Consider the following 13,921-nt stretch of genomic DNA (forward strand, 5'->3'; position numbering starts at 1 on the left):
TTAAAAAGCGGGCTGAGTTTGGCGTCGGCGTTGAAGCATAACAACCAGCAAGAGCAAGAGTATCGCAGGAATGTAGAACAATTCCTTCGGCATACGCTCTGCTTCCACCTGAGAGCTTAGGATTGAAACCGGAACATCTCCGTAAAAATCAAAGCCCTGCAGTTTTTCAGCAAACGTTGTGCCTGGGAATGGCTCATCGAGGATCAGCTTGCCATCATCTTCCATGGTGACAAGACCAGCAGCCTCAAGCCGTGCATCAGCACCCTGCTCTTCTCCAATAGTTAGCGGCAATGTCAGCGTCAGGATTTTATCCATGTCATCAAAATCCGGACCTGCGAGGTTAAGACGCACTATTTCACCCGGCTGCGCATCGCTGACCATCTCAAGAATGGCTGGACCTGTGACAGTTACGTACTCGTCCTGCACCTGATTGAGCCAGAAGCCCGGACGGAACAGAGAAAATGCCACGAGCAGCAGAACCAACGATTCCCAAAGACGGGAACGGGCAAAGAAGTAGCCCTGCGTTGCCGCAGCAAACAGCATCATCGCCACTACAGAGACAATGAAGACAAAGACCGCCTGAAGAGGCTCAACATCGATCAACAAAAGATCGGTGTTGAAGATGAACAGGAACGGCAGCGCCGCTGTACGCAAGGAGTAGATGAAGCCCTGAACACCAGTCTTGATCGGATCACCACGGCTGATCGCAGCAGCGGCAAAAGCCGCAAGCCCTACAGGTGGCGTCACATCCGCCATGATGCCGAAGTAGAAGACGAAGAAGTGAACAGCAATCAGCGGTACGATAAAGCCAGTCTGCTCACCAAGCTGCACCACAACAAGTGCCATCAATGAGGACACCACGAGGTAGTTAGCGGTGGTAGGCAAGCCCATACCAAGGATCAAGCTCATCACAGCAACGAGGAACAGCATTGCAAGTAGATTGCCACCTGAAAGGAATTCAACCAGTTCAGCAATCATCTGGTGCATACCGGTCAGGGACACAGTACCCACGATGATACCCGCAGCAGCTGTTGCAACAGCAATACCGATCATGTTGCGTGCGCCGCCAATCATGCCTTCAGCAAAATCAACGATACCCTGCCATACGCGGCCAGTCTGAGACTCCCCACGGAAGAAAGCTTTGATTGGGTGCTGGGTTACAACAATAAAGATCATCGCCATTGTCGCATAAAACGCTGACAGAGACGGTGAGAAGCGCTCAACCAGAATACACCAGATCAGAACAACAATCGGCAGAATGTAGTAGTAGCCAGTACGACCAACATCACCAGCAGCCGGCAGTTCTTTAATAGGCGCATTCGGATCATCCACTTCAAGGTCAGGAACCTGAGCTGCGATGTAAACAAGGAAGAGATAGCCAGCACCAAACAGCGCCAGAACCACTGGGAATGTCAGAGACGGGAACGCCGTCTTAGTCCAACCCAGACCGTAGTAAACCGCAGCACCAACAATGGTGATACCGATAAAGCCAGTCAGAACGCCGATCAGACGCTGCATCACAGTGACATGCACAGGAGGCTTAGGCAGGCCTTTCAGGTTCATCTTCAGCGCTTCCAAGTGAACGATATACACCAGAGCGATGTAAGAGATTACCGCTGGAATGAAGGCGTGAATAACAACCTGATGGTAACTGGTACCGGTGAACTCCGCGATCAGGAACGCTGCAGCACCCATCACAGGCGGCATCAACTGACCATTCACGGAAGACGCAACCTCAACAGCACCCGCCTTTTCAGCCGGGAAGCCAGTGCGCTTCATCAGCGGAATAGTAAAGGTACCAGTGGTCACAACGTTCGCGATGGAAGAACCGGAGTAAAGACCACTCATCGCAGAAGCAAGAACCGCCGCTTTCGCCGGACCACCGCGCAGGTGACCGAGAAGCGCGAACGCTGCTTTGATGAAGTAGTTACCTGCACCCGCCTTCTCCAGCAGAGAGCCGAAGAGAACGAACAGGAAGATCATGGAAGCCGAGACGCCGACAGCAACACCAAAGACGCCCTCCTCCTGGATCCAGTAGTGCCACATGGCCTTACCGTAGGAAGCGCCGCGCCACTGAATAACTTCAGGCAGGAAGGAAGAGTTGCCGAACATGGCATAGCCGACAAAAATCGCCGCAACGATCACAAGCGGCAGGCCAAGGCTTCGGTAAACCGCGATCGCAAGCACAGTCAGGCCAGTAGTGGCCACAATCAGATCCATCTGAGTTGGAAGACCGGCGCGATTAGCGATTTCGGACCGCATGATTACAAGGTAGAGACAAGCCGCAGCGCCTAAAAATGCAAGGACCCAGTCATACCACGGTATGGTGTGACGCGGGCTGCGGGAAAACAGAGGGTATGCAAAAGCTGCAAGCACCAGACCAAAGGCCAGGTGAATGTTTCTGACTGCAGAGTTGTTGAAGATGAGATTGATGCCAAAGGTATCATTCAGCCAAAACGGAACATTCGACGCCACGTAGAGCTGAAAAACAGACCAGAAAAAGGCAATGGCCGCAATCATTGTGCCTAAGCCGCCAGAAAGGCTTCGTGCACCGGTATCTGCCTGAGCGACCAGTTCCTGCGCATCAACTTGCGCCTTGTGTCGTTCTGGACTCATTCGCACCCCCAAATACAGTTCCCCCTTTGCCTTAGCTGTAAAGGCAGAGCAAGAAACCTACTAAATCTCATAGAAAACCAAAAAATGCGGGGCTAGAGCCGCCCCGCATTATAGAAAAACCGGATAGATTACATCCAGCCGCGTTCTTTGTAGTACTTAACCGCACCGTCATGCAGAGGAGCTGTCAGGGAATCCTTGATCATCTCTTCTTCTTTCAGGTTTTTGAATGCTGGGTGCAGCTTTTTGAAGTCATCGAAGTTTTCGAATACGGACTTCACGATGGTGTAAACAACATCGTTAGGCACAGCAGCGGAAGAAACGAAGGTTGCGCCAACACCAAAGGTGTTGATGTCTTCTGCGTTGTTGTACATGCCTGCTGGGATAGTTGCTTTACGGTAGAAGGAGTATTTGTCGACCAGATCGTCGATCGCTTTACCTTCAACGTTCACCAGCTGCGCATCACAGGTGCTTACAGTTTCCTGAGTAGATGCGGATGGGTGACCCACCAGCCAGTAGTAAGCGTCGATCTTGCCGTCACAAAGTGCAGCACCAGCTTCAGCGGACTTCAGCTCGGTTGCCAGAGCCAGATCGCCCTTGTTCACGATGCCTTCTTTTTCAAGAAGCTGCCAAGTCGCATACTGACCGGAACCTGGGTTACCGATATTGACTTTTTTGCCCTTCAGGTCGGTGTAGTTGTTTACGCCGGAACCTTTAGCAGCAAGCATTGTTACTGGCTCAGGGTGTACGGAGAATACGGAGCGCAGCTCGCCGAAAGGCTTGCCGTCCCACTGAGAGCGACCTTCGTATGCGTTCGCCTGAACGTCAGACTGAGCAACACCAAACTCAAGCTCACCATTCTGGATGGTGTTGATGTTGTAAACAGAACCACCAGTGGATTCTACAGAACAACGGATGCCGTGCTCTTTACGGGTCTTGTTTACAAGACGACAGATCGCACCACCGGTTGGGTAGTAAACACCGGTAACACCGCCGGTGCCGATGGATACGAAACGATTTTCTGCCGAAGCTCCAGTTGCAACGCTAACCGCAATCAGCGCAGCTCCAACTGCAACATTGCTAAGTTTCATACGAACCTCCACTTAAGTTGTAATTGCGCGATCCCGTAACTCACGGTATCGCGAATAGGAAATCTTGGCATTTTAACCATCAGACACGCCTATTTCCCACTGGCACAGAATGAATGATGCCAAAAGCGGTGAAATACGTACACATCTATTGCTTGGATTACCAGTAAACTCTCAAAACTGCCGGTGACGTCCAAGCCGCACGCCAAATCACCTAACAAACTGATTCAAAAATACTTTTTCAGATATATGAGCATTTCGCACACGCGAAAGCCCCACAGATATTTCACGAAAAACTGCCAAAATTCAGGTGATACACCAGCAAACTGCCGATTGCTTCCACAAAATAGTATACTAAGGTATTACAGATTTTGCGAAGTATCACGCTTCATTTAGAGCAGCGATCCTACGTTATTTCACCTAGAGAACTAATAATACCCCCAAAACCAATGGATGGCTGAAATGATTGCAGCAGTCACCTCCTCTGGAGCAGATCATAGCCCAATGCGCAATTTGTGCACCGCACCCTACACTCTGCCGACGTGAGAACCCAGGTCGCTCATATGTCGTTCATATAGAGAGCGCTCAACCAAACATCATTTCACTCTCCGCCTTCCCAGTTTAATGCACTTCAGCAATCATATCGCTCTCTCAACATAAGAACGGTCAAAAAGCCTAAAAAACGCACTGTGTGGAAAATGAAAAAAAGCTCTTGCGCTAAGCCCCTGCAATCCTTAGAAGACCCCTCACAGGCAGCGACCCAGCGGTCACCGCCCAAGAGCCCGTAGCTCAGCTGGTAGAGCAACTGACTTTTAATCAGTAGGTCCACGGTTCGAACCCGTGCGGGCTCACCATTTAACCTCATGGTATATAAAGAGGTCTAGCAAAGCTCCCTTATGGGAGCTTTTTGCTTTTCTGGAGTGTATTGGAGAATAGCTCTAAGGGCTCAATACATAACCTTATAAAGCATCACATCCGTGGAAGTTTCCCCACCCCTCACCTTTTCACTACCGCGAGCAAGTAGCCAGCCGTCGGCTCTTTCTAGGCGGACCTCGATGAGTTGCATTTGAGAATCTTTAGTTTTTGATGGCATTGCGAATGTATAGGCCAGTGTTTTGGCTTTACCCGTGCTTATAAGCTGAGTTTGAGATGCGGCGACTTGCGACTTGGATTGCGCTTCGCTGTCTTTCAGGAAAATCTTGATCTGGCCTTTTGGGATAGCCTCATTGCCTGCATAGGTGATTGTGCCGCTAATTGTTTTGGGTTGGCTTTTCACGGCTTCTGCGTTGGTTGAGATCGCTGAGATGGCGAGGCCTGCGGCAAGCAGAGCTGAATGGCGGGTAACTTTGGTCTTCATTGATTTTACTCCCCAATCCTCAAAATAAGGCCGAAAGGCCTGAAAACGCAGTAATATGCGTAAAAACAGGAGGGGAACCTGAAAGTTCCCCTCCTGAATCTTATCAGACGATCACGAAGTCGTCTGCTGATAGAGACAGGCCAGCGTTCAACTGAGCGAACTGAACAGCCGCAATGTCGCCGGAACCGTCAGCATCGTAGAACAATGCACCACTATCGGTGTCATAGATGATGCGGTCATTTGCATCCTGACTGACACCAGCTGCACTCTTGTGGAATGCATTAAGTGCAAGCGGACCGTCGCCACCAAGTTCAGCAAAGATGTTGCTATCCAGAAGGATCACATCCTCATTTGTGTTGAAATCCTTGATCCGGTCAACATTGTCTTCTCCAAGCTCGGTAGAGAAGCGGAAGGAATCCTCTCCTTTACCACCGACGAGAAGGTCAGCACCAAGACCACCATCAAGGAAGTCACTGCCGTTGCCGCCATAGAGCTTATCATTACCGGCTTCGCCCGGCTGGATTGGCTCAGGTGGGAACTCAACAGAGACGTTCAGTTTATAGGTAGATCCTTCCGGCACTGCTTCTGACCAGCCATCACCTGGAACATCCGGAGACCATGCGCCCTCCAGAATGTAGTAGGTACCAGTCTCTTCAACCACGAAGACAGTACTGGAATCGCGATTGGTTGCAGAACCTGGATCTCCGCCACCATCATCGTTCTGAGTGACGATGTTTCCATCGCTGTCGAGCAGGCGTACCCAGCTGTCATGGACGTTTGGATCTGCAATGCCGTCAATATCAATCGTGATGATCGTACCGGCAGCCAGCTCAATGCTGTAGTATCCACCCTTACCATTCCCGGTCGCGTTGACTGTTGTGTGAAGAACAGTCGTTGAATCGAAGATGTCTGGGTCTTCTGTCAAAGAGAAGTTGTTGGAGATATCGAAGGCAGTTGCGATCGAGTTGTTCGTGGCATCTGGCCCGAGGGTTGCGTAGCCTGTACCCATACCTGGGCGTGGAATAGCTTCGCCCTGATCAGCAAAGTCACCAAACAGGATGTCATCGCCACCGCCACCGCGGAGCACATCGTTGCCACCCTGACCAGTCAGAGTATTGGCAGCTTTGTTGCCTTTGATCTTGTCATTGTGGCCAGAACCGGAAAGGTTCTCAATGGAGATGTAGGTATCACCTTCAGACTTACCGCGAGCCAGATTAAGCTTCACGCCGCTAGTTGCATCGGAATAGTCTGCAGTGTCGCTACCAGCACCACCATTTAGAACATCAGCACCTTCACCACCAGTCAGTACGTCATTACCTGCACCGCCGGAAAGTTCGTTGGTCTGATCGTTACCGATCAGGTGATCATCGTAGAAAGAACCAACGACGTTCTCAACATCAACAATGATGTCATGCTTGATGGTTGTACCACGACCTACGATCTGTACTGGACCGTCAGCATCACCACCGCTAGCAGTGCCGTTGGCAAGGTCTACGGTTACGCCATCAGAGCTGCCGGAATACACAACGGTATCAATGCCTTCACCGCCATTCATGTAATCCTGACCAGAACCACCAATGAGGATGTCGTTGCCTTCATCACCATAAAGCAGGTCACCGTCACGACCACCATCCAGAATATCATCGCCGCCGCCGCCGTTAAAGACGTCGCCGCCACCTTGACCCCAGAAGTGGTTGTTGTCGTCTGTACCGATAAAGCGGTCGATACGGTCGTCAGAACCAATCAGATTTTCAATGCTGTAGAAGGTGTCACCTGAAGCTGTACCACCAACAGCAACGTTGGTTTCCAGATTGACCAGAAGCTGGAACGGGCTTTCATGGCTGAAGTCGACAGTATCTACACCATCACCACCTCTGAACACATCGGCACCAGCCTGACCCATCAGAGTATCGTCGCCGTCACCACCGTCCAGAATGTCATCGCCAGCACCACCGAAGATGGTGTCGTTGCCACCACCGCCGTAGAGGACGTCGTTACCATCATCGCTCTCGGTCTGATCTTCAAGCTCGTCAAACGGAATGGTGTTGTTGATGTCGCGGCTTGCAAGCGTATCGCGGCCACCAATGATCAGATCATCACCATCCAGACCGAAGATGGTGTCGCCACCTGCACCGCCATCCAACGTGTTGTTGCCTTCATCACCAAAGATGATGCTGGTCAGCGTATCGCCTGGATTCGCTGGAGTATCATCTTCTTCCACAGGAGGCTGCGGAGGAGTGCCGCCGACATAGATGATGTTTTCAACGTTCTCAACTTCACCAAGATCCAGATCGCTGTTTACAACGATAATGGTGTCGTTACCGCCATCTGCTTCTTCACGAACGATATCATCAATGGAGTCAACGAAGTAGATGTCGTCACCAGCGCCACCAGCCATCTTGTCAGCACCACCGCGACCGTCCAGAACGTTGTCGCCATCGTTACCGATGATGATGTCATCGTAGTTACTGCCGATGCCTTTTTCGATGTAGTACTCAGTTTGATCTTCGTTGTGGCCAGCAAAGATCGAAACGTTGTTGCTGTGGCCGTTCACGGAGGAGAATTGGCCAGCCCGCAGGTCAAGGATTGTCCCAGCAGTTGAACCGGAGAAGTCAATGGTATCCATGCCGCCAGTATCGTGGATTGTAAATCCGATATCGTGCTGCATACCATCAGATGTCAGCTCGTAGCCGTATTCTGTGCTGTTGAAGCCGTAAATGTTGTCGCCAGTGTTTAGATCGATCTTCTGATACGTCCGCACACCATTTTCATCCACTTCAGAGAAGAACCGACGAATGGTGGATTCAATATCCGCCATCAGAGGTGTGGAAGCCGACCAGCGTGTTGTTTCTCCAACATCGATGCCATCGAAATACGACATCACGCTGTACTGCTGACGGTCATAGATCCATGTTGCGTTGTTCAGATAGTTGATCTGAACGCCTCCAGGACCGCTGTAGTTGTATAGACCCGGGTGGTTTAAACCAAACTCATGGCCGAACTCATGGATAAAGCTGTCAAACACATAACCGCCAATATCAGTTTTGTTCGGCTCAGTGTCATGGAATTTCTGGCCGATGCTGACATAACGGTTGCTGGAAAACGCACTACCGTCACTCTGCTCACCAATTGCCGGGCTAACAACTTCCATCCAGTGGAGGTCAGGATCATATGGAGCATCATCCACAATCTCAAACTGTAGCGGCGTAACTGCTGACCAAACTTCCAAAGCACCGATGGCCGCCGCCTTGTACTCAGGATAATCGTTCAGACCTGTCACATTGATCACCAGAGGCTGAGCGGCGATCTCCGGCGTCAGGCTGCGCGGTAGTGCACTAATGTAATCGATATAAGCTTCGTAATCCTCGCTTTTGCCAAATGGATTATCAGGTGTCTGATCATTTACCCACCATTCATCGGGCTGATTTTGATTTGGCATCTTTGTGTCTCCCTCTCTTACAAAGCTTGGGTTTTTAATGCTGCGTAGTATTGGTGCTCCAACTCAAACCGGTCGTCGCACAGGACGCCGTCATCACCGGCGTTTTCAGTAAATTGACGTGCTGAAGAACTGGAAATTCCGTAGCGAGCTCCTCCTCCAAGGAACTCACTGCGCAGTCATTGGCACTTGTCTCAGATCCACCTCGAAACGAAGCAGATGATTGACCAATGATCACCTTAACCGTGCCGTTAAAACGGCGTGTCCTCGACTTAATCACAAATGAAAAAGTGGTCCGTTCATGATGACCATAATCGCGTCGCAATACGCTCTGAAAACAGTCAGGAAACCCCAAGGGCAAAAGCCCTAGATCCTGCCAGTTATCAGACGCGATTAACCATGGGCTATCGATACATCCAGCAACAGAATTTGCGTAGTCATCAAACATGTTTCGATAACTCCAAAATTGCAGCCCACGCAATTGGATCAAGGGAAGGTGCAGTCAGAAAACTATTATTCTTCAGCATGTTACGTCATTTTCTGCATGAGTATCACTCATACAATCGCAGAATTGTTGGCCTCTTTTGACGTAAAGTCAACGCTGATTGAGATGATAATTTCTAAGTGAATAAATGTAATTTTTGATTTTTATATAGATAATCGATTAGTTTGTTTAACTATTATTTTAGTGAAATTTAGCGGCAATTTATGGAAATATGACAAAGTCAAAAACAGCCAATAAATATCAAAATTACTGAAGATTTTAACAGTCATAAATTAGAAACGATCTCTCATTTCTATTACGTATGAAGCTATAAAGCTAAAAGACAAACAGCCCACTGAAGTCAGCTATCAAATCGGATTAATGAAGCCAACTTCGACTTGATGAACTCCGTACGTCTCAATGCTACGGAGTTCCGGCATCAATCACTTGCAACCAGCTCAAACTCCACAAGTATCTCCAAGTTCTTTCGATCTAATACATAAGTCTTCTCTACGTAAGTAGCCTTGTAAGAGGTTGCCTGTAGGGAACACACTGGGTGGTGAAGGTGGTTTGTTTGGGGAGCGTGAGGATCTTCAGGGATCTCAATCTGTGCCTGTAGGATTTGGTGAAAAACGCCTTTGCTCAGACGATAACAACTGAAGCAAAGAGCGGGCTGGGGCAACTGGATTGCGAAGTGGGTGCGTACGTAATCTGAAATCCGGCTTACTGGCAGGTTTAGTGCCTGTGCTGCAGTGAGAGTTGAACTCTAAGAAAGATCCAAAGCTTATCTCCAGTTCTGCTGATCGGTGGGAGGAACCGGTCGTTTCGGCAGGGCCACTTTGTGATTTGGGGGGCGGAAGTGCCGTCCGGTCGAAAGTCATCCGGACCCGAACGGGAGGAGATTTATGTCCGAGAACTCATCCAACAACGCTTATTGGGCCGCCAATAAGCGCATCATTATGGTCAGCCTCGTCATTTGGGCTGTGGTTTCATTTGGGTTTGGCATTTTGCTGCGCCCGTTGCTGAGCGGCATCGCGGTTGGTGGAACAGACCTTGGCTTCTGGTTTGCGCAACAGGGATCCATTCTGGTCTTCCTGGGAATCATCTTTTTCTACGCATGGCGTATGAACCGTCTCGACCGTGAACACGGCGTTGAAGAAGAGTAAGGGCTGCAAGTCATGGATCAGTTTACTATCAACCTGTTCTTTGTAGGCAGCTCCTTTGCGCTCTACATTGGCATCGCGATCTGGGCTCGTGCGGGCTCGACCTCAGACTTTTATGCCGCTGGCCGGGGTGTTCACCCTGTCACCAACGGTATGGCAACAGCTGCTGACTGGATGTCTGCAGCGTCTTTCATTTCCATGGCGGGTCTCATTGCGTTTACCGGCTATGACAACTCATCGTTCCTGATGGGATGGACCGGTGGTTACGTGCTGCTGGCACTGCTTCTTGCACCTTACCTGCGTAAGTTCGGCAAGTTTACCGTTTCCGAGTTCATCGGGGATCGCTTCTACAGCCAGACCGCCCGTATCGTGGCTGTTGTGTGTCTGATTGTAGCTTCAACCACCTACGTGATTGGTCAGATGACAGGCGTTGGTGTTGCGTTTGGTCGCTTCCTCGAAGTGGACAACACAACCGGTCTGCTGATTGGTGCATGTGTGGTGTTTGCCTACGCTGTGTTTGGTGGCATGAAGGGCGTGACCTACACACAGGTGGCTCAGTACGTGGTGCTCATCACCGCTTACACTATTCCAGCTGTCTTCATCTCATTGCAACTGACTGGCAACCCAATCCCAGGTCTTGGTCTGTTTGGTAATGACGCTGCAAGCGGCGTTCCACTGCTGACCAAGCTGGATCAAGTTGTGACTGAGCTTGGCTTTAACGCTTACACTTCACACCACGCTGACACATTCAACATGGTGCTGTTCACGCTGTCTCTGATGATCGGTACAGCTGGTCTTCCGCACGTGATCATGCGCTTCTTCACCGTGCCGAAAGTGGCTGATGCACGCTGGTCTGCAGGCTGGGCACTGGTGTTCATCGCACTGCTTTACATCACAGCACCAGCTGTGGGTGCGATGGCGCGTTTAAACATCACTGAAATGATGTGGCCAAACGGCGGTGTTAAAGGCGAAGCAGTTGCTGTCGAGCAGATCCAGAACGATCCAAAGTACGACTGGATGCATACCTGGCAGAAGACTGGTCTTCTCGCTTGGGACGATAAGAACGGTGACGGCAAAATCCAGTACTACAACGACAAGAATGCTGACATGCAGACACTTGCCGGTGAAAAAGGCTGGGTTGGCAACGAGTTGACTAAGTTCAACCGTGACATCCTCGTGCTGGCGAATCCGGAAATCGCCAACCTGCCAGGTTGGGTGATTGGTCTGGTGGCTGCCGGTGGTTTGGCTGCTGCGCTCTCAACGGCAGCAGGTTTGTTGCTCGCGATCTCCTCAGCGGTCAGTCATGACCTCATTAAAGGGGCGATCAATCCGTCTATTTCGGAAAAGAGCGAGTTGATGTCGGCCCGTGTGGCGATGGCTGTCGCGATTGTTGTGGCAACTTATCTCGGGCTTAATCCTCCGGGCTTTGCGGCACAAACAGTGGCACTGGCCTTCGGTCTTGCCGCGGCTTCGATCTTCCCGGCGCTGATGATGGGTATCTTCTCAACCCGCATCAACAACACCGGCGCTGTTGCTGGCATGCTGGCTGGTCTGGTTGTGACTCTGGTCTACATCTTCCTGCATAAAGGTTGGTTCTTCATTCCAGGCACAAACAGCTTCACCGATGCAGATCCACTTCTAGGCACCATCAAGTCAACGTCCTTCGGCGCAATTGGTGCAGCGGTGAACTTCGCAGTGGCTTACATCGTGGCTGGTATGACCAAAGAAACACCGGAAGCGATCAAAGATCTGGTCGAAAGCGTTCGTATCCCACGTGGTGCTGGCGCAGCTGCAGACCACTAAGTTCAGGGAGTGGCTTACATAAAGTCTGTAAGCCGCACTCTACAAAATCAATCCTGCCCGGCTTAGGCTGGGCAGGATCTTACTTCTTCTACCCAAAGGTGGAATCATGCCTCTCACATCTGCGCAAATCCTGCACTTCCTGAAATCTGTGCATCCTTATGATGCTCTTCCAGAAGCGGATCAGGAGGATTTGGCTGGGCAGATCGGCGTCTGGGAAAAGGCGTCGGGTGAAGGCATTTACCAGCTCGGCGATGACCTGCCGGGCCTCTTTCTGATTTATGAAGGCACAGCTGAAATCCGAGACAAGAACAATGCGATGATCAGTCGCCTTGGTATCCGGAACTCCTTTGGCGAGCGTGGGCTTCTCCTTGATGGACGCGCTGTCACATCAGCTTACAGCGCAGAACCAACAATTCTTTTGGTTTTCTCGCCCGAGATTATCGCTGGCCTGATCGCAAAGTATCAACCTGTTGCCCGTTTTTTTGACAGAACTCAGAAGCCACGAAGCCGAGAGAATGATCTGACGGCTATTCCTATTGAATCCTTTATGGCCTCCAATCCTCTGACCTGCCGCCCTGAGGATACCGTAAAACAAGCAGCGCAGCAGATGCGCGACGCGCGTGTTTCATCCCTGTGCGTGACTGATGATGATGGCAGGCTGATTGGGATCATCACAGTACGCGACTTATCTTTTAAGGTGCTGGCATCCGAGCTCCCGGTTGAGACACTGGTTGAAGCTGTGATGACGGCAAATCCAATAACTCTTGGTCCTGCAGCCATCGGATCAGACCTGCTTCACCTTATGATGGAACGCCGCATTGGGCACGTGCCAATCGTGGAAGGTGGACATCTGGTCGGCATGGTGACCCAGACAGACCTGACCCGTTTTCAGGCCATCAGTTCTGCTGAGTTGGTGAGCCAGATTGCAATTGCCAAAGATGCAGAAGAGATTGCTCAAGCGACAGCCAGGATACCAAATCTCCTCGTTCAGTTGGTCGCAGGTGGCAGCCGACATGAGATCGTAACACGCCTGATTACGGATATTGCAGATGCGGCGACCAGACGCTTGTTGTCTTTAGCAGAAAAAAAGCTTGGCCCACCGCCGGTGCCTTATCTATGGCTTGCCTGTGGCTCTCAGGGGCGCCGGGAGCAGACCGGCGTCAGTGATCAGGACAACTGTTTGATTTTGCATGACAGTGTCTCTGAGACTGATCGTGAAGGGTACTTTGCTGATCTGGCTCAGTTTGTCTGTGATGGCCTGAACACAAGCGGCTACGTCTATTGTCCTGGTGATATGATGGCTACCAATCCACGATGGACGCAACCACTGACCGTTTGGAAATCCTATTTTGAAGGTTGGATCAACAAGCCGGATCCGGAAGCGCAGATGCTGAGTTCGGTGATGTTTGATCTAAGGCCGATTGGTGGAGACACGACGCTTTTTGAGAACCTGCAGGCAGAAACTTTGGAAGCTTCCAGCCGCAACTCAATATTTGTTGCGCACATGGTCAGTAACTCTCTCAAACACACTCCGCCTTTGAGTTTGCTGCGCGGATTGGCGACTATCCGCTCTGGAGAACACAAAAACACGTTGGATATGAAGCACAACGGTGTTGTGCCTGTGGTTGATCTGGCGCGCATCTACGCGCTGCAGGGGCAGATTGGTGCCGTCAACACAAGAGCCCGTCTGGAAGAAGCTCGGGAAACTGGCCAACTGAGCAAGTCTGGCGCTGGGGATCTGTTGGATGCTTATGATTTGATTGCAGAAACCCGCATCCAACATCAGGCAGACTTAGTCAAACAAGGGGCTGAGCCGGACAATTTTTTGCAACCATCTACTCTATCAGATTTTGAGCGGGCCCATGTGCGTGATGCGTTTGTAGTGGTTAAAACCATGCAATCAGCCGTTGGGCATGGCCGCGGAATGCTGAGCTAAATAACAATCATAATGGCTAGATTGAGCGAAGGCTCATGAAA

Annotated in this window: 8 protein-coding genes and 1 tRNA gene; 4 read left to right on the forward strand and 5 right to left on the reverse strand. The window is 50.7% G+C overall.

Going from position 1 to position 13,921, the window contains the following annotated elements:
• Together AC3CB2_RS06490 and AC3CB2_RS06495 are read right to left on the reverse strand one after the other, a co-directional pair.
• On the reverse strand, positions 1-2,616 hold the full coding sequence (locus AC3CB2_RS06490; RefSeq protein WP_352929914.1) for a TRAP transporter permease: 2,616 nt from the start codon (positions 2,614-2,616) through the stop codon (positions 1-3).
• A 128-nt stretch (positions 2,617-2,744) separates the two neighbouring features.
• A complete protein-coding gene (locus AC3CB2_RS06495) occupies positions 2,745-3,704 on the reverse strand; it encodes a TAXI family TRAP transporter solute-binding subunit (RefSeq protein WP_008546441.1) in 960 nt (319 codons plus the stop codon).
• A 775-nt stretch (positions 3,705-4,479) separates the two neighbouring features.
• On the opposite strand from AC3CB2_RS06495, the gene AC3CB2_RS06500 reads away from it, so the two are divergent.
• Positions 4,480-4,555 (forward strand) — tRNA-Lys (locus AC3CB2_RS06500).
• A 92-nt stretch (positions 4,556-4,647) separates the two neighbouring features.
• Here AC3CB2_RS06500 and AC3CB2_RS06505 read toward each other — a convergent pair.
• The 3 genes from AC3CB2_RS06505 to AC3CB2_RS06515 form a co-directional block, all read right to left on the reverse strand.
• The gene (locus AC3CB2_RS06505) at positions 4,648-5,058 is read right to left on the reverse strand and encodes a hypothetical protein (protein WP_352929911.1); all 411 of its coding nucleotides are present in this window, start codon (positions 5,056-5,058) and stop codon (positions 4,648-4,650) included.
• 103 nt (positions 5,059-5,161) lie between these two features.
• Complete coding sequence (locus tag AC3CB2_RS06510) at positions 5,162-8,497, reverse strand: M10 family metallopeptidase C-terminal domain-containing protein (RefSeq protein WP_352929908.1); 3,336 nt, start codon at positions 8,495-8,497, stop codon at positions 5,162-5,164.
• A gap of 34 nt (positions 8,498-8,531) precedes the next feature.
• Positions 8,532-8,942 (reverse strand): hypothetical protein, encoded by a 411-nt coding sequence (locus AC3CB2_RS06515; protein WP_352929905.1) that lies wholly within the window; start codon positions 8,940-8,942, stop codon positions 8,532-8,534.
• Between the two features lie 941 nt (positions 8,943-9,883).
• On the opposite strand from AC3CB2_RS06515, the gene AC3CB2_RS06520 reads away from it, so the two are divergent.
• From AC3CB2_RS06520 to AC3CB2_RS06530, 3 genes are all read left to right on the forward strand, one after another.
• Positions 9,884-10,144, forward strand: coding sequence for a DUF4212 domain-containing protein (locus AC3CB2_RS06520; RefSeq protein ID WP_014285666.1), 261 nt, complete (start codon positions 9,884-9,886; stop codon positions 10,142-10,144).
• Positions 10,145-10,156: 12 nt separating this feature from the next.
• The gene (locus AC3CB2_RS06525) at positions 10,157-11,944 is read left to right on the forward strand and encodes a sodium:solute symporter family protein (RefSeq protein WP_008546604.1); all 1,788 of its coding nucleotides are present in this window, start codon (positions 10,157-10,159) and stop codon (positions 11,942-11,944) included.
• Positions 11,945-12,050: 106 nt separating this feature from the next.
• Positions 12,051-13,880, forward strand: a complete 1,830-nt coding sequence (locus AC3CB2_RS06530) for a DUF294 nucleotidyltransferase-like domain-containing protein (RefSeq protein ID WP_352929901.1) — start codon at positions 12,051-12,053, stop codon at positions 13,878-13,880.
• Positions 13,881-13,921: the final 41 nt, after the last annotated feature.

The organism is Pseudovibrio sp. SCP20, assembly GCF_057774105.1.